General features: G+C 66.1%; 16 protein-coding genes. 9 read left to right on the forward strand and 7 right to left on the reverse strand.

Annotated features, from left to right (window positions below; all coding sequences use genetic code 11):
- Nucleotides 1–653, reverse strand: a 653-nt coding sequence (locus Q4F73_RS00995) for a CoA-binding protein (protein WP_303357484.1), incomplete at its 3' end; no start/stop codon positions are given.
- A 1-nt stretch (nt 654) separates the two neighbouring features.
- Entirely contained in the window at nt 655–1,806 is a 1,152-nt protein-coding gene (sucC, locus tag Q4F73_RS01000) for an ADP-forming succinate--CoA ligase subunit beta (RefSeq protein ID WP_303357485.1), read from the reverse strand.
- 56 nt (nt 1,807–1,862) lie between these two features.
- Between sucC and Q4F73_RS01005 the strand changes: the two genes are divergently transcribed.
- From Q4F73_RS01005 to Q4F73_RS01015, 3 genes are all read left to right on the forward strand, one after another.
- Nucleotides 1,863–2,240 carry a DUF5655 domain-containing protein gene (locus Q4F73_RS01005; protein WP_303357486.1) on the forward strand — a complete coding sequence of 126 codons (378 nt, stop codon included), beginning with the start codon at nt 1,863–1,865 and terminating at the stop codon, nt 2,238–2,240.
- A 130-nt stretch (nt 2,241–2,370) separates the two neighbouring features.
- Nucleotides 2,371–2,934: a hypothetical protein gene (locus Q4F73_RS01010; RefSeq protein WP_303357487.1), complete on the forward strand. Its 564-nt coding sequence runs from the start codon at nt 2,371–2,373 to the stop codon at nt 2,932–2,934.
- A 152-nt stretch (nt 2,935–3,086) separates the two neighbouring features.
- The gene (locus tag Q4F73_RS01015) at nt 3,087–3,629 is read left to right on the forward strand and encodes a PepSY domain-containing protein (RefSeq protein ID WP_303357488.1); all 543 of its coding nucleotides are present in this window, start codon (nt 3,087–3,089) and stop codon (nt 3,627–3,629) included.
- A gap of 72 nt (nt 3,630–3,701) precedes the next feature.
- Here Q4F73_RS01015 and Q4F73_RS01020 read toward each other — a convergent pair whose 3' ends face one another.
- Together Q4F73_RS01020 and Q4F73_RS01025 are read right to left on the reverse strand one after the other, a co-directional pair.
- On the reverse strand, nt 3,702–4,226 hold the full coding sequence (locus Q4F73_RS01020) for a carboxymuconolactone decarboxylase family protein (RefSeq protein ID WP_303357489.1): 525 nt from the start codon (nt 4,224–4,226) through the stop codon (nt 3,702–3,704).
- The gene (locus tag Q4F73_RS01025) at nt 4,227–4,823 is read right to left on the reverse strand and encodes a peroxiredoxin (RefSeq protein WP_303357490.1); all 597 of its coding nucleotides are present in this window, start codon (nt 4,821–4,823) and stop codon (nt 4,227–4,229) included. It lies immediately after the preceding gene.
- Nucleotides 4,824–4,971: 148 nt separating this feature from the next.
- On the opposite strand from Q4F73_RS01025, the gene Q4F73_RS01030 reads away from it, so the two are divergent.
- Nucleotides 4,972–5,919: a hydrogen peroxide-inducible genes activator gene (locus tag Q4F73_RS01030; RefSeq protein WP_303357491.1), complete on the forward strand. Its 948-nt coding sequence runs from the start codon at nt 4,972–4,974 to the stop codon at nt 5,917–5,919.
- On the opposite strand, the gene Q4F73_RS01035 is transcribed toward Q4F73_RS01030, so the two are convergent.
- Nucleotides 5,916–6,860 carry a hypothetical protein gene (locus Q4F73_RS01035; RefSeq protein ID WP_303357492.1) on the reverse strand — a complete coding sequence of 315 codons (945 nt, stop codon included), beginning with the start codon at nt 6,858–6,860 and terminating at the stop codon, nt 5,916–5,918. The two genes, Q4F73_RS01030 and Q4F73_RS01035, sit on opposite strands and share 4 nt — an antisense overlap.
- Before the next feature lie 51 nt (nt 6,861–6,911).
- Here Q4F73_RS01035 and hrpA point away from each other — a divergent pair, with 51 nt between their 5' ends.
- Nucleotides 6,912–10,799, forward strand: coding sequence for an ATP-dependent RNA helicase HrpA (hrpA, locus tag Q4F73_RS01040; protein ID WP_303357493.1), 3,888 nt, complete (start codon nt 6,912–6,914; stop codon nt 10,797–10,799).
- Between the two features lie 18 nt (nt 10,800–10,817).
- On the opposite strand, the gene nrdR is transcribed toward hrpA, so the two are convergent.
- Complete coding sequence (nrdR, locus tag Q4F73_RS01045; RefSeq protein ID WP_303357494.1) at nt 10,818–11,291, reverse strand: transcriptional regulator NrdR; 474 nt, start codon at nt 11,289–11,291, stop codon at nt 10,818–10,820.
- A 724-nt stretch (nt 11,292–12,015) separates the two neighbouring features.
- On the opposite strand from nrdR, the gene lexA reads away from it, so the two are divergent.
- Together lexA and Q4F73_RS01055 are read left to right on the forward strand one after the other, a co-directional pair.
- Nucleotides 12,016–12,717: a transcriptional repressor LexA gene (lexA, locus tag Q4F73_RS01050; protein WP_303357495.1), complete on the forward strand. Its 702-nt coding sequence runs from the start codon at nt 12,016–12,018 to the stop codon at nt 12,715–12,717.
- 246 nt (nt 12,718–12,963) lie between these two features.
- Nucleotides 12,964–13,746 (forward strand): DeoR/GlpR family DNA-binding transcription regulator, encoded by a 783-nt coding sequence (locus Q4F73_RS01055; RefSeq protein WP_303357496.1) that lies wholly within the window; start codon nt 12,964–12,966, stop codon nt 13,744–13,746.
- A gap of 62 nt (nt 13,747–13,808) precedes the next feature.
- Here Q4F73_RS01055 and ptsP read toward each other — a convergent pair whose 3' ends face one another.
- Nucleotides 13,809–15,488, reverse strand: a complete 1,680-nt coding sequence (gene ptsP, locus Q4F73_RS01060) for a phosphoenolpyruvate--protein phosphotransferase (RefSeq protein ID WP_303357497.1) — start codon at nt 15,486–15,488, stop codon at nt 13,809–13,811.
- 333 nt (nt 15,489–15,821) lie between these two features.
- On the opposite strand from ptsP, the gene Q4F73_RS01065 reads away from it, so the two are divergent.
- Together Q4F73_RS01065 and Q4F73_RS01070 are read left to right on the forward strand one after the other, a co-directional pair.
- A complete protein-coding gene (locus Q4F73_RS01065; protein ID WP_303357498.1) occupies nt 15,822–16,787 on the forward strand; it encodes a 1-phosphofructokinase family hexose kinase in 966 nt (321 codons plus the stop codon).
- A partial coding sequence (locus tag Q4F73_RS01070) for a fructose PTS transporter subunit IIA (RefSeq protein WP_303357499.1) occupies nt 16,768–17,330 on the forward strand: 563 nt, incomplete at its 3' end. The genes Q4F73_RS01065 and Q4F73_RS01070, both read left to right, overlap by 20 nt.

Genomic DNA, 17,330 nt, shown 5'->3' on the forward strand with positions numbered 1-17,330 from the left:
CGTTCCTCGGCGTCACCGCCGATCTCCCCGATCATGACGATCGCCTCGGTGTCCGCGTCCGCCTCGAACAAGGCGAGCGCGTCGATGAAGTCGGTACCGATGAGGGGGTCGCCGCCGATGCCGATGGCGGTGGAGATGCCGACGTCCGACAGCTCGTTCATCATCTGATACGTCAGTGTCCCCGACTTCGAGATGAGCCCGACGGGCCCGCTACCGGTGATGGAACCCGGAATGATGCCCGCCAGCGAGGCGCCGGGGGTGATGATGCCGGGGCAGTTCGGCCCCACGATCCGCGAGCTTGTCGACGCCCGCGCCAGCATCTCGGCGGTATCCTGCACCGGCACGCCCTCGGTGATGACGACGATGAGCGGCATGCTGGCCTCGATGGCCTCCAGTACCGCATCCTTGACGAAGGGTGCGGGGACAAAGACGACGGACACATTTGCGTCGACCTCCTCGCGGGCCTGGGCGACGGTGGCGAAGACGGGGAGTTCCGCGTCGCTGATCTCCAGGGTCTCCCCCGCCTTCTTCGGGTTGGTGCCGCCGACCACACGGGCACCGGCGGCGAGCATGCGCTCGGTGTGCAGGCGACCTTCCCGTCCGGTGATGCCCTGGACGATGATGCGGGAGGCGTCGTCGAGAAGCACAGCCATGTCAGTTCCTTTCCGCTAGTTCGGTCACGCGATCTGCTGCCTCATCCATGTCGCTGATGACGGTGACCGACGGGTGGTCGAAGTCCTCGAGGATCGCACGCCCGGCGTCGACGTTGTTGCCGTCGAGGCGGACGACGATGGGCCGGGAGTCATCCTCCACCTCACCGAGCGCCTCGACGATGCCGGTCGCGACGGCATCGCAGGAGGTGATGCCGCCGAAGACGTTGACGAAGACACTGCGCACCTGCTCATCGGACAACACGATCTCCAGGGCGGCGGTCATGGTCTCCGGAGAGGCACCGCCACCGATGTCGAGGAAGTTCGCCGGCTTCTGCCCGCCGTGCTTCTCCCCCGCCCCGGCAACGACATCGAGTGTCGACATGACCAAACCGGCGCCGTTGCCGATGATGCCCACCGAGCCGTCGAGGGTGACGTACTTCAGCCCGTGCTCGCGGGCGCGTTTCTCCAGGGGGTCGAGGTGGCCGGCGGCGTCGGCAAGCTCGCTGCGATTGTCGTGGCGGAAGGCCGCGTTGTCGTCGAGCGTGATCTTGCCGTCGAGCGCCAGCACCCGGCCGTCGACGGTGAGGACCAGGGGGTTGACCTCGACGAGGGTGGCATCCTCGGAGCGGTAGACGTCGAGAAGCTGGTGGAGGACGGCGGCAACCTGCGGGCGAATGTCCCCCGGCAGCGAGGCAACGAGCGACTCGGCATCGAGATCACCAAGCGGGTCGACCTCGACGCGGGTGATCGCCTCGGGGCGTTCCTCGGCGAGCTGCTCGATGTCCACACCACCCTCGCGGGAGAACATCGCCACCACGGTGCGGGCGGAACGGTCGAGCAGGAGCGCGGCATAGTATTCCTCGTCGATGTCGACGCTTTCGACAACCATGACCTTCTCGGCGCGGTGGCCGCGGATGTCCAGGCCGAGGATGGCTTCGGCGGCTGTCAGCGCCTCCGCGGGTGTCTCGGCGACGCGGATGCCCCCAGCCTTGCCGCGACCACCCGTTTTCACCTGCGCTTTGACGACCACCGGGCCGCCGATCTGCTCAGCCACGTCGCGGGCGTCCTCCGGGGTGCTCACGACGGCACCCGGCAGGACTGGCACCCCATGCGACTCGAAGACGTCGCGGGCCTGATACTCGAAGAGGTCCATGCGGCGATTCTATAGATCATGTCATTCGTGCGGCGGAGTCGAACTAGCCTGGACACATGGAACGCAACGAGGTTCGGGACTATTTCGGGGACCGCGACGCGGAGCGGGAGATCTACGAGACCTTCGAGGCCGCCGTACTCAAGCGCTGGCCGGAGACCCGCATTAAGGTCCACAAGACCCAGATCAGCTTCTACAACCGACACCTGTTCGTCGTCGCCTCCCTGCCCTACCGGAGGATGAAAGACTGGCCGGAAGAATGCCTGCTGGTGACCTTCGGGCTGGAGCACGAACTCGATCACCCTCGCATCGCCGTGGCCACCGAGCCCCACCCGCGCCGGTGGACGCACCATGTCGTCGTGGCGTCGCCGGAGGACGTCGACGAGGAGCTCATGGAGTGGGTCGCCGCAGCGTGGACGTTCTCGATGGAGAAGTAGCGGTCTCTCTTCCTGAAAGATAACGAAAGTGAAACCCTTTACCGCCACCCTGCGTTAACCCTCCGTTAAGTATGTACAGTGGGAAACACAACTGAACACTTATGTTTCCCCATTACTTTAAGGAGTTATCATGACCAACCGACTGATCAAGACCATCGCTATCGCAGCCTCTGCCGGCCTGCTCGTCACCGCCTGCACCGACGCCGATGACACCGCGACCGACGACCCGGGCACCGTGACCACCACCACCCCGGCGGGCGAGGATCCGACCGAGACCACGGTGACCACCGCCGATACCGCTGATCAGGTCGAGGGCGAGGACCCGGTCTTCCGCGTCATCGACGCCGTCAAGGCTGATTACCCGGACGCTGTCATCGTCGATATCGACCGCGAGGACGACGCCGACAGCTACTCCATCGAGGCTGTCGAGGGTGAGGACGTCATCGAGCTGCAGGTCGACTTCGACGGCACCCTCGACGAGCGCGAGCGCGGCTCCGACGACGAGACGGTCCGCAAGTCCCAGGACGCCACCGTGGATGTCACCGACGCCATCAACCAGGCGCTCGAGCTGCACCCGGAGGGTCTGCTCGACGAGGTTGAGCTCGACGAGGACAACGACACCCTGCAGTGGAAGGTCTCGCTTGACGACGCCGACCGCAACGACCTGGCCGAGGTGGACGTCGCAGCGAACTAGTCTGCCGACGCCCGACCCCAGGCCCGCCCCGGTCACCGCCTTCCCGGTGACGGGGGCGTCACCATTTCTGAAAAGTCCTTCCCGCTCGTTTCATGCTGGCTTCATCTGGGCCACCTACCGTCAGCCTCAGGAACCAGAATAAGGAGAACATGATGAACACCCGCAGCACGCTCGCTCTTATCTGCGTCGGCGGTCTGGCGCTGGGTGCCTGCACCGATTCCGGCACGACGACCACGACGGTCACCGAGACGACCACGGCCACGGCAGCCGCCACACCCACCACCGAGCAGACCACCGCTACGGAGACCACTACCACCGGCGACCCGGTCTTCGCCGCCATCGATGCAGTGCTGGCCGCCTACCCGGGGGGTGTCATCACCGACATCGACCGGGAGGACGGGCGCGTGACCTACGACATCGACGTCGCTGTCGGTGACACCATCGTCGAACTCGAGGTCGACGGTGACGGCACCATCCGGGAGGATGAGCGGGACAGCGACTCGGACGACGTCGCGAAGTCACGCGCGGCCACCGTCACCGTCGCCGACGCCATCTCACAGGCACTCGACCAGTTCCCGGACGGGGTGCTCGACGAAGCCGAACTCGACGAGGATGACGGCGTCCTCCGCTGGGAGATCGACCTCGACGACGCCGACGGCAACGACCTCGCCGAACTCACCTTCCCCGCCACTTAAGCCGCAACGGCAAACGCCGCCACCCGAAGGTGGCGGCGTTGCTGCGCGGGGGCGTCGATAAGCAGCTCGTGCTTAACGGGCGGCCTCGACCTGGACGGTCTGGGCCACTGCCTGGACGACAGAGGCGACCTTGACGGCCTCCCAGACCTGCTCCTTGGTCAGACCCTCCTCGCGGACGGTGTTGGAGTGCGCAACGGCGCAGTGCTCGCAGCCGTTGATGGTGGACACGGCGAGCGACCACAGCTCGAAGTCGGCCTTCTCCACACCCGGCTTGGAGATGATGTTCATGCGCAGGCCGAACTTGACCTGGGCGAAGTCATCGCCGAGCCAGTGCTTGGCGCGGTAGGCCACGTTGTTCATGGCCATGACGGTGGCGGCACCGAGAGCGGACTCGAAGGCCTCGTCGGAGAGGTGCTCCTTGGCCTCCTCGGCGATCTCGGCGAACACCGTGTCATTGCGGGTGGCGGCTGCGGAGGCGAGCAGGGTGCCCCACAGCTGCTGCTCGGAAAGCTCGGTGGACCGGGTCAGCGAACCCAGGTTGAGCTTCTGGTCCTTGGCGTACTCGGGAAGTGCGCTACGCAGGTTATCGATCGACATTTACTTCAGGGACTCCTGGACGACATCCATCTTGTTGATGTTCTTGGTCGGGTCGTTGGCCTGCCAGTTGCAGGCGCAGACCTCTTCGGACTGCAGGGCGTCGAGGACACGCAGAACCTCGTCGACGTTACGGCCGACAGCATCCGGGGTGACGGAGACGAACTGGATGATGCCGTCCGGATCGATGATGAAGGTGGCGCGGTCGGCGACACCGTCGGCGTTCTCCACACCGAGGGCGCGGATGAGCTCGTGCTTGATGTCGGAGAACATCGGGAACGGGATGTCCTTGAGCTCGTCGTTGGTGGCACGCCAGTTGAAGTGGGAGAACTCGTTGTCGATGGAACCGCCGAGGATCTGGGTGTCGCGGTCCTGGAACTCCTCGTCCAGCTTGCCGAAGGCGGCGATCTCGGTCGGGCAGACGAAGGTGAAGTCCTTCGGGTAGAAGAAGACGACCTTCCACTTGCCCGGGTAGGTGTTCAGGGACACGGTCTCGAAGTAGTCCTCCGGCTGCTGGGCGTTGGCCTCAGACAGGTTGCCGCCCTTGAGGGCGAGCAGCTCGAACTCGGGGAACTTCTCTCCAACGGTCATGATTGCCATGCGAATGTCTCCTCAGCATAAATGGAATGTGACGGCCGTCACGGAAAGGTCTTACTTTTGCGCCTCTCCGAAGCCGCCATCCATTATGCCCCCGAATCCCCCTCCCGTCAATAGCCAATGCCGATACCCTTGCTGTAGAGTCATAGGCATGAACAATAAGGAGTACCGTCCCACGCTCTCCCAGCTGCGGACGTTCGTCACCATCGCCGAGAACAAGCACTTCGGCACCGCGGCCGCCAAGCTCAGCATCTCCCAGCCCTCGCTGTCCCAGGCGCTGGTGGCCCTCGAACAGGGACTGGGCATCCAGCTCATCGAACGCTCCACCCGCCGCGTCATCGTCACCCCCGCCGGCGAGGAGCTCCTCCCCTACGCCAAGGCCACCCTCGACGCCGCCGACGCCTTCCTCGCCCACTCCCGCGGCGCCCACGGCACCCTCATCGGGCCGCTGACGATCGGCATCATCCCCACCATCGCCCCGTATCTCCTCCCCGATCTTCTGACAGCCGCCATCGAGGAGTACCCGGAGCTCGAACCCCGCATCGTCGAGGACCAGACCCACCACCTCGTGCAGATGCTCCGCGACGGCCAGATCGATCTCGCCATCATGGCCCTGCCCTCCGAGACCACCGGCGCCACCGAGATCGCCCTCTACGAGGAGGACTTCGCCGTCGTCGTCCCCGCGGACCACGCCCTCGCCGGCCGCACCGACCTCGGGCTCAGCGATCTGGAATCCCTCGACCTGCTGCTTCTCGACGACGGCCACTGCCTCCACGACCAGATCGTCGACCTGTGCCGCAAGGCCGACCTCAACCCCACCGAGGCCACCAATTCCGTCACCCGCGCGTCCTCGCTGACGACGATCATGCAGCTGGTCGCCGCCGGGCTCGGCGCCACCCTGGTCCCCGTCTCCGCCGTGGAGACCGAGTGCCACCGCCCCGGGCTGGCGATGGCCACCTTCCGCGAGGACGTCACCGCCTCCCGCCAGATCGGGCTGGTGTTCCGCAACTCCAGCTCCCGCCTCGAGGAGTTCCAGGCCCTCGGCGACATGGTCACCGCGGCCTTCCACAACTCCCTGCGGGCCGTTTCGACGTCCTAGGCGGGCTGCCGCGCGGGCAACGGGCCCTGCGCGGCCTGGCGGAACATGTAGGCCTGCGCCAGCGTCAGAGCCGGGGCGACAATGATCATCGCCAGACCGAAGGTGATCAGTGTGAGCACCAGCGCGGCCAGGCCCGCGAGCAGGCTGAACAGCAGCAGCGTCAGGTAGTTGCGGGCTCCGGCCCGGAAGCCGGCGCCGAAGGAACCGCCGAAACTGGCGCGCCGGTCGACGGCGTACCAGACCATGAACATCGTCAGCGGGGAGATCAGCAGCGCCAGCACCATGACGATGCCCAGCGCCGCGAACAGCTGGGCCAGGACGGCGAGCGCCTCGTCCTGGGAGGCCATCTGGGCGTCGGCGATCTCGGTGCCGCCCATCATCAGCGGGATCAGGACGGCGGAGAACACGAGGCCGGAGGCCACCTGCAGGACCACCAGCACGCCGAACGACGGCCAGAAGTTCACGTTGCCGCCGAAGTCGCCCCAGCCGATCTTGTCCTTGTCCACCTGCCGCAGCGTGGCGTGATAGATGAAGACCGACAGCGCGCCGTAGATCACCCACATCACCACCTGCGAGACCTGGTAGCCCGGGCTCAGTTGAGCGGCCGGATCTGCGGCATTGGTGCCGAAAACCGCGCCGGTGATAAACGAGAAGGCGATGGCGGAGACGATCAGCAGCAGCATGCCGATGATCCACACGTGCCAGTTGCGGAACGTCTGCCGGAATCCCCAGCCGACGGCCTCCATCGGACGCACCTTGCCGTCACCGGTGGTCTGCCCCTGGGATCCCGCAGCACCCGGGGTCCCGGAATAACCGGCATAGCCCTGGTAGCCCTGGTAGGGCTGGCTGCCGTAGCCGGGTGAGTCCTCCGGATGCGGGGTCGAGGGGTAGGACGGGTAGGGGTTGTCCGACTGGTTCTCGGGATCGTGCGGGTTAGTCATGCGCACCACGATAGGCCACAGCCGGACAGACTGTAGGATGAGGCGTCAGTCATGACTACCCGTGAAGATCTCTACGCCCGTCTCCAGGACGTCTCGCTTATCGACGAACGCTCCTTCCGCCGCCGTCTGCACAAGGCGCGCGCGCCGCAGGCCCTCGCCGCGATTGCGGCGGACCTGGAGCGGGCCGTCGATAAGCAGGCGCTTATCGACGCCGCCATCCCCTCCATCACCTACCCCGAGGCCTTGCCCGTCTCGGCGCGTCGCGACGATATCGCCGAGGCGATCGAGAACAACCAGGTGGTCATCATCGCCGGTGAGACCGGCTCCGGTAAGACGACGCAGATCCCGAAGATCTGCCTCGACCTGGGCCGCGGTCGTCGCGGCCTCATCGGGCACACCCAGCCGCGTCGCCTCGCCGCGCGCACCGTCGCCGAGCGCATCGCCGAGGAGCTCGGCCAGGACATCGGCGAGACCGTCGGTTACGCCATTCGTTTCGACGACCGCGTCTCCCCCACCTCCGCCGTCAAGCTCATGACCGACGGCATCCTCCTCGCCGAGATGCAGCGCGACCGCTTCCTCAACGCCTACGACACCCTCATCATCGACGAGGCCCACGAGCGTTCCCTCAACATCGATTTCATTCTCGGATACCTGCGCAGGTTGCTGCCGAAGCGACCGGATCTCAAGGTCATCATCACCTCCGCCACGATCGACCCGGAGTCCTTCGCCCGCCATTTCGCCTCCCCCGACGGTGAACCGGCCCCCATCATCGAGGTCTCGGGGCGCACCTTCCCCGTGGAGATCCGCTACCGTCCCATGGAGTTTGAGCGCGACGGCAAGGTCATCGACCAGGACCCCCTCGACGCGCTGTGCGAGGCGTGTGAGGAACTCATGCTCGAGGGCCCCGGCGACATCCTCTGCTTCTTCCCCGGCGAGCGCGACATCCGCGACGCCATGGAGGCCATCGAGGGGCGCAGGTGGAAGTCAGTGGAGGTCACCCCGCTGTTCGGACGGTTGTCCAACCAGGAACAGCACCGGGTGTTCCAACCGCACTCGGGACGCCGCATCGTGTTGTCGACCAACATCGCGGAAACCTCGCTCACCGTGCCCGGCATCCGCTACGTGGTCGACACCGGCACCGCGCGTATCTCGCGCTACTCCACCCGCAACAAGGTCCAACGCCTGCCGATCGAGCCGATCTCCCAGGCCTCGGCGAACCAGCGCTCGGGGCGTTGTGGTCGTGTCGCCGACGGCATCGCCATCCGCCTGTACTCGCAGGAGGACTTCGAATCCCGCCCCTTGTTCACGGACCCGGAGATCCTGCGGACCAACCTGGCCAGCGTCATCCTCCAGATGGCTCTCATGCGCCTCGGCGACATCGCCGAGTTCCCTTTCGTCCAGGCGCCGGAGAACCGTGCCATCCGCGACGGCCTGCTCCTCCTCCACGAACTCGGGGCGCTCACCGACGAGGAACGCGACGGCCAGCCCGTGCTCACCCAGACCGGCCGGGACATCGCCCGCCTCCCCGTCGATCCGCGTATGGCCCGCATGCTGGTGGAGGCCAACCGCCTCGGTGAGCTCGACGCCGTCATCGTCATCGTCGCCTCCATGACCATTCAGGACGTGCGCGAACGCCCCCTGGAGCAGCAGGCGCAGGCCGATCAGAAGCACGCCCGCTTCAAGGACACCACCAGCGATTTCCTCAGCTCCCTCAAGCTGTGGGACTACATCAACCAGTCGCGTGATGATCTCTCCGGCAACGCCTTCCGCCGCCGCATGAAGGCCGAATTCCTCCACTACATGCGCATCCGCGAGTGGTACGACCTGGTGCGCCAGCTCCGCGAGGTCACCCGCCAGCTCGGCTGGTCCACCCGTAACGAGGTCGCCGGCGAGCGCAGCGCGGACGCGATCCACCAGTCGCTGCTGTCCGGATTGCTCTCCCACATCGGCTCCCGGGACGGCAACAGCCGAGAGTTCAAGGGCGCGCGCGGCACCCGTTTCATGGTCTTCCCCGGATCCTCCCTGGCGAAGAAGCCCCCGGAGTTTCTCATGGCCGCCGAACTCGTCGAGACCTCGCGCCTGTGGGCACGCGATGTGGCCAAGATCGAACCCGCCTGGGTGGAAAAGCTCGCCGGTCCCCTGCTCAAGCACCAGCACTCCGAGCCGACGTGGTCCCGCAAGCGCGCCTCAGCCATCGCCCACCAGAAATCGACGCTCTACGGCGTGACGATCGTCGCCGACCGGATCGTGCCCTACCACCGCGTCGATGCAGAGGCCGCGCGGGACATGTTCATCCGGCACGCGCTTATCGAGGGTGACTGGACCACGCACCACACGTTCTTCCACTCCAATGTGGACAAGCTCGAGGCTGCCGCGGAGATCGAGGACAAGGCCCGACGTCGTGGCCTGGTCATCGACGAAGAGGCGCTCTTCGACTTCTACGACTCCCGCCTGCCCGCCTCCATCACCACCGGACGGCACTTCGACTCGTGGTGGAAGAAGCAACGTCAGGACAACCCCGACCTCCTCGACTTCGATCCGGAGTCACTGCTGGGGGACGAGGCCGAGTCGATCACCGAGGAGGCCTTCCCCGACCGCTGGCGCAAGGGCAGCATCGTCTATGACCTGGAGTACCGTTTCGAGCCCGGCCATCCCCAGGACGGAGTGACCATCCTCGTGCCGGTTCCCCTGTTGGCCGGCATGGACCGCGAGGGTTTCGACTGGCTGGTCCCCGGCCTGCGGGAGGAGCTGCTCACCGAGCTCATCCGCACCCTGCCGAAGGACAAGCGGCGGGCTGTGGTTCCCGCGCCGGACGTGGCGGCCCGTGCGCTCCCGCGCCTCATCCCCTATGAGGGATCCTTGGTCGAGCAGTTCACGCAGGTCCTACACGCCATGGGCGGGCGCCACATTACAACGGACGACTTCCGTCCCGCTGCCCTGCCGGCCCACCTCAAGATGACCTTTGGTGCTGTCGACAAGCGCGGCAAGGTCATCGACGCCGACAAGGACCTCGCCGCCCTGGTCAAGCGTCAGGCCGGATCCATCACCTCGTCGGTGAGTAAGGTGTCGCGCTCCTCGGAGGCCAAGGCTGTTCCGACCTGGACCGCTGAATCTCTCGGCACGGTAGCCGAGGAAGTGAGTACCGTCGTCGACGGCCACGAGGTCACCGCCTACCCGGCACTGGTGGCCACCAAGGACGGGGTGGAGATTCGGGTCCACCCCACCAGGGCGGCCGCCGATGCCTCCATGATGACCGCCACGCTCACCCTGCTGCTGCGTGACATCACGGTCAATGCCGCACAGATGACGAAGGGGCTGCCCCTCCAGCAGCGGGTCGCCGTCGACAACTATCCGCACGGCGGTGCCGCCGGCCTGGTGGAGGATGCCCGGGTGGCTGCCATCCGCGACCTCATGATCACCCACGGCGGGCCGGTGCGCTCCCCGGAGGAGTTCGATCAGCTACGCCAGAAGGTGGCACCCGAGGTTCCGGGTGCCGTCCGTCGCACGGTGGTCTCTCTCGCGCCGGCCCTCATCGAGTACCAGTCGGTGGCCGAGGAACTGAGCCGGTGGAGTGGCGAGGCCATCGACGACATGCGGGCACAGCTGGACTTCCTGCTTCCCCGCAATGCCGTCACCGTCCACGGTGCCGCCCACCTCCGCCATCTGCCGCGCTACCTCCAGGCCATGCGCATCCGTCTGGAGGAGATGGCCCAGGACCCGGACAAGGACGCCGACCGCCAGGACGAGGTGGAGGAGGCGCTGTCGTACCTGCGTCTGCGCTTGGCCAAGCTGCCGGCCGGCAGGGAAAAAACCCGCGAGGCCAAGGACATTCGCTGGATGGTGGAAGAGCTGCGCGTCAGTCTGTTTGCACAACGGCTGGGAACCGCGCGTCCCATATCCCTGCGTCGAATCCAGAAGGCGGTGGACAAGCTCCGCTGACGGTCGCCTCCGCCTGACTCAGCCGTCGAGAGCGGTGGCGTCCTCGCGGGCCCGACGGCGCATGAGGCGAATCTCTGATTCGAAGTCCTCTGCCGATTCAAAGGACTTGTACACGGAGGCAAAGCGCAGATAGGCGACTTCGTCGAGGACTCGCAGCGGCTCCAGGATGGCCAGGCCGATGTCGTTGGCGTTGACCTGGGAACTGCCGTGTGAACGAACCGTTTCCTCGACCTCCTGTGCCAGGCGCTTGAGGGCGTCGTCGGAGACATCCCGACCCTGGCAGGCGCGGCGCACTCCGAGTACCACCTTGTCGCGGCTGAAGGGCTCAGTCACCCCGTTGCGCTTGATCACCAGAAGGACAGCCTTCTCGATGGTGGTGAAGCGCCCTTCGCAGGCGGTGCATTCGCGACGACGGCGGATGGAGGCACCGGAGTCGATGATGCGCGAATCGATGACGCGCGAATGGTCGTGGTGGCAGAACGGGCAGTACACGGCGCGCTGACGACACCTTTCCTCAGGCCGGGAGCAGGAGATGAAGCGCCCCCGATCCTACTCCTGTCCGGTCCGACCCCCGCTATCCCTAGCGCGCCTCGACCACCGGCACATGAGTCGCGGAGTAAGGTGCGGACGCCGGGTCGGAGGCTTCCCCCACCAGGGCTGCACCGATAAGAGCGCTACCGAACAGAGCGCCGACCAGGTAGGTCATCCAGGTGTCACGGCGACGCCGTGAACGCTCCCTCCACGTGGCATTGGATGACGCCAGGACGGGATCAGATATGCGTCGCTGCGTTCGATCAGCGGGCTGGAGGGTTCGAACACCGCGCTGCTCCGCGCTACCCTCGAGGTAACCGGAAGGTTCCCAGACCGCGGCGGCGGGAACACGCGAAGCCTGGATACGGGGGGCGCTGCCACCTGCACGGGAGTCGTTGATGAAGATAGTCATGACGGTTTCCTTTCGATGTCTGCGGTGAGAATATCGGGTGGGTCCGACACGCTCGAACAGCCGTACCGTTCAGATGTTCGAACTAGCTGCTATGTTCGATTTATAGCAGTCGTTCGAAACTTTGTCCACACACGGAGAAATAGTCGAACATTCGTACCAGGACGTGGTAGACATGTATCAGGCCGATGGCACAGTCAGACCTCGCCATCCGAACCCGGTTCGCCCTACCGCGTCTGACGCCCACACTCCAGCCCCGACAAGGAGCACACGACCATGACACCCTCCACCCCCATCCCCACCGGAAAGCCGGATCCGTCCTCCCTCTCCGATCGACAGCGCCGCATCCTCGAGGTCATCCGGGACGCTGTTGTCCTGCGTGGTTACCCGCCGAGCATCCGCGAGATCGGTGATGCCGCCGGCCTGCAGTCGACATCGTCGGTGGCCTATCAGCTCAAGCAGCTGGAGAAGAAGGGTTTCCTGCGCCGCGACCCGAACAAGCCCCGTGCTGTTGACGTGCGCACGCTGCCCTCGACGGAATCCTCCCGCAAGCCCGGCCGCAAGGCTGCCCCCAAGACGGCTTCGGCTCCGGAGGATGCGAGCCCGGCGAACTTCATCCCGGTGCTCGGTCGGATCGCCGCAGGTTCGCCGATGTTGGCCGAGCAGACCGTCGAGGACTACTACCCGCTGCCGGCGGACCTGGTCGGGGACGGGGAGTTGTTCATGCTGCAGATCGACGGCGAGTCCATGCGCGATGCCGGCATCCTGCACGGCGACTGGGTCGTCGTCCGTTCTCAGCCGGTGGCTGAGCAGGGCGAGTTCGTCGCAGCGCTTATCGACGGAGAGGCCACCGCCAAGGAATTCCACAAGGACTCCACCGGCGTCTGGCTACTGCCCCACAACGAGGACTTCTCCCCCATCCCGGGTGACCAGGCGGAGATCATGGGCAAGATCGTGTCCGTGTTCCGCAAGCTCTGACCCTCCGGTCACCACCCCCGCTGGATCGGACACTGCGCGCCGCGCAGAGCCACAGCTTCCCACGCGAACGGGCATGTCACGGCCTCATGGTCGGCCGTGAACTATGCCCGTTCGCGTTTCGTTTCGCCCCCGTACATGCAGGACACCGGCAAACATCAGACCTTCGCAGCGGAAATTTGCGACAATGGCAGAAACGGACATTCCCGGATGTCCGTTTCCCACGGACAGGGAGCCAGAGGAGACGCCATGTACGCAGAAGAGCGGAGACGACAGATCGCCTCCCTCACCGCCGTCGAGGGGCGGGTCAATGTCACGGAATTGGCCAATCGATTCGATGTGACGGCTGAGACCATTCGTCGTGATCTTGCCGTGCTGGACCGCGAGGGTGTCGTCCATCGCGTCCACGGTGGCGCCGTCGCCAGCCAGACCTTCCAGACGACCGAGTTCTCACTCGACGCCCGCTTCCGCTCGGCGCCTACCGCCAAGTCCGCCATCGCGCGCGCGGCGCTGCGCTACCTCCCGGATCCGCACGGGGGTCTTTTCCTCGACTCCGGTTCCACCATCAGCACGTTGGCTGATCTCATCGCCGAACAACCGACCGCCCCCCAGTGGTCGATTGTCACCAACAGCCTGCCGATCTCCCTCAATCTGGCCACCCGCGGCCTCAACGAGGTGCAGCTGCTGGGCGGATCCGTCCGCGCCATCACGCAGGCCGTGGTGGGTGACACCGCCCTGCGCACGCTGGCGCTCATGCGGGCTGACGTCGCGTTCATCGGTACCAACGCCCTCACCCTCGATCACGGCCTGTCCACTGCGGACGCTCAGGAAGCCGCCATCAAATCTGCGATGGTCACCAACGCCCACAAGGTGGTCGTGTTGTGTGACTCCACCAAGCTGGGTACGGATTACCTTGTCAGCTTCGCCGGCATCGACGACATCGATGTCGTCATCACCGATCCCTCCGCACCCGAGTCGTTCATCAGCGCACTGCGCGAACGAGAGGTCGATGTCATCATCGCCGAGGATTGACCACCACACGATGACGCTCCCGCCCACCTACTAAGGAGGGACGGGAGCGTCGGTGTGTCTGGCTAGCCGAGGATCATCTTCGCCGCGATCTCCCGCGCAGCGGTGGCCCCCGAGGCGTTGAGCACCGCCTCTGCCACCTCCTGGCACTGCGCGAGGTCGAGATCGGCCAGTTGAGCGCCCACCCCGGCGACGGCGGTCGAGGCCGCGGACAGTGACGTCACGCCGAGACCGGCCAGCACGCAGGCCAGCTTCGGATCCGCGGCAGCCTCGCCACAGACGCCGACCGGGGTCTGGGTGAGTTCGCCGACCCGGCAGGTCTCCTTGACCAGGCGCAGCACCGCAGGCTGCCAGGGATCGGTGAGGTAGGCCAGAGACGGCGACAGTCGGTCAGCCGCCATCGTGTACTGGGTGAGATCGTTGGTGCCGATGGAGACGAAGTCCAGGTGGGGCATGATGCGGTCGGCCATGATGGCGGCGGCCGGAACCTCGATCATGGCGCCCGGGGTCAGGCCGCGCTCGCGGCACAGTTCCGCGAACCACTTGGCCTCGCGCTCACGCGCCACCATGGGGGCCATGACCCAGGTGGGAGCCTCCTCGCCACGGCCTTCGGCGGCCTGCGCGATGGCGTCGAGCTGGCGCACCATGATGCCGTCATTGCCCCAGGCGATGCGCAGACCACGGACACCGAGTGCCGGGTTCTCCTCATCCTTCATGTTGGCGTAGGCGATGGGCTTGTCCGATCCCGCATCCAGGGTGCGGATGACCACCTTGGACGTCGGGAACGCGTCGAAGACCTTCTTGTACACCGCGGCCTGCTCGTCCACGGTGGGCTCCTTGGACGCGGAGAGGAAGCTCATCTCCGTGCGGTAGAGGCCGATTCCCTCGGCCTGCGTATCGGCGGCCACGCGGGCGGCCTGGCCGTCTGCCACATTCGCCAGCAACTGCACGCGGTGGCCGTCCTTGGTCTGGGCGGGGCCCCTCCACTGGGCGACGATCGCTGCCCGCTCCCGGGACGAGGCGACGGCGGCGCGGGCGGACTCCTCATCGGCGTCGAGGGTGATGGTGCCGCTGGCGCCGTCGATAAGCACCGGATCGCCGGTCGGAATTTCGTAGATGGGCTTGCCGGCGGCGACGATGCACGGCACGTCGAGCTGGCGCGCGATGATGGCGGTGTGGCTGGTGGGCCCGCCCAGCTCGGTGACCAGTGCCACCACCAGGTCCGGATTGAGGGTGGCGGTATCGGCGGGCGAGAGGTCATCGGCGAACAGGACCTTCTCCGAGGTGATCTCGGGCAGGCCCGGCTCGTCCTCACCGCGCAGTTCGGCGATGACGCGGTCCCGGATGTCGCGCAGATCCGTGGTCCTCTCCGCCATGAGACCTCCGGCAGCCTCGAACATGTCCACGAACTTCTGCGTGGCGGCGACGGTGGCGTAGTCGGCGGGGTGTCCGGAGGAGACGTTCTTCTTCACCGCTTTGCGCCAACCGCGGTCATTGACCATGCCGACCGTTGCCTTGAGCACCTCGGCGGCGGCCCCCTCCACGGTCTCGGAGCGCGCGTCGAGACGCTTCGCGACGGTGTCGGCTGCCACGGTGAAACGCTCGAACTCGGCCTCTCGGGCGTCCTCGGCGATGGTCGCCCCGGACTCCGGAAGTTCAGGCCGGGCATGGACCCAGATGGCGGGGGCGTAGGCGATTCCGGCGACAACGCCGGTGCCCTTGATGGACGTGGATTCAGCAGCCATGACTTTTTATCCCATCTCACAGTTCAGAGGTCGTGTGACTCCCAGAACACCATAAAATCCACGGTTTAGCAACGATACAGACACGTCCACCTTGACTTTCAGGCATATCCGGGCAATGATTAGGACACAAACAGACATAGATTGTGACGCAGTTCATTGTCTCAGCCTCGCTTGGTCGCCGTTGCGCTCCCACAGTTCTATCTCCGGCTGCTCAAACCTTAAGATTGATCCAGCTCAGGGCGCATCCACGCCCACGGGACACACGCACGACCCCGGAAGCGACGACGCGGGCTGCAGATTTTCCGAACGGACACGACGGACAGGGAGCCCACAGTGATTCTCACCTTGACCCTCAACCCGAGCATCGACGCCACGATGCAGTTGGCAGACAGGCTCCGCCGGGGTCTCGTACACCGCCCCGCCGCGATGTCACAGGTCGCCGGCGGGAAGGGGGTCAACGTCACCCACGCGCTCACCCTGGCCGAGAAGTTGAGCCTGGCGTTGTTCCCGGCAGACAGCAACGACCCCTTCGTGGCACTGGCCCGGCAGGCGGGTATCCCCTTCCATTCGATTCCGGTCGCCGAGGGAGTACGCATCAACACCACCGTCACCGAACCGGACGGCACGACCACGAAGTTCAACGGTCACGGTGCCACCATCGAACCGGCCACCCTCCGCGTCATCGAGGACACGGTGCTCCGGCTGGCCGGCAACGCCTCCTGGTTGGTGATGTCCGGTTCCCTACCGCCCGGCGTGCCCGACGACTGGTACACCTCGCTCATCGCCGCCGCGAAACAGACATACCCGGACATCCACATTGCCGTGGACACCTCAGACAAGGCCATGCGCGCCCTGGGTGCGGGGCTGGAGGTGGCCGCGCCGACGTTGATCAAACCGAATGGCCTCGAACTCGGGCAGCTCGTGGGCCGAGACGGACAGGCCATGGAGGACGCGGCCGCCCGCGGTGACCTCTCGGAAGTCGTCGACGCGGCCCGGATCGTCATCGACCGTGGCATCGAAGAAATTCTGGTCACCCTCGGCTCCGCCGGGGCGGTGCTGGTGACCTCCTTCGGCGCCTGGTTCGCCACGCCCCCACCCGTCGAGGTGCAGTCCACCGTCGGCGCCGGTGACAGCTCCCTGGCCGGTTATCTCATGGCACGCGCCGAGGGCGTTGATCCCGCGGGCTGCCTCGCCCGTGCCGTCGCCTACGGCACGGCCGCCACCGCACTGCCCGGCACCACCCTTCCCTCCCCCACACAACTGAATCTCAAGGAAACACATGTCCGTCATCTCTGCTGACCTGGTTCGCCTCGACGTCGATCTCGGTGCCGACACCACCGACGTCATCACCGCACTGGCACAGGTCGTCCATGCCGCCGGCCGCGCCAAGGACGCCACCCGGCTGGCCGACGCCGCTCTCGAGCGCGAGTCCCAGAACCCCACCGGGGTGCCCGGGCGCGTCGCCATCCCCCACTGTCGTTCGGCCGCCGTCTCCTCCCCCACCCTGGCCTTCGCCCGTCTCGCCCGACCCGTCGATTTCGGTGGCCCGGACGGCGACGCCGAACTCGTCTTCCTTATCGCCGCACCAGAGGGTGGCGGCAAGGCGCACCTGAAGATCCTCTCCAAGCTGGCCCGGGCCCTGGTGCGCGGAGACTTCCGCGAACGTCTGCGCACCGCGCGCACACCGGAGGAGGTCACCGCGGCCGTCGACGAGGTCATCGGGGATATTCCCGCCACCACCACGCCGCCGGCGAAGGCGAAGGCGACCATCGTCGCGGTGACCGCCTGCCCCACCGGCATCGCGCACACCTACATGGCCGCCGATTCCCTCACCCAGACCGC

The sequence above is a fragment of the Corynebacterium sp. genome, from assembly GCF_030535495.1.
Classification (GTDB): domain Bacteria; phylum Actinomycetota; class Actinomycetes; order Mycobacteriales; family Mycobacteriaceae; genus Corynebacterium.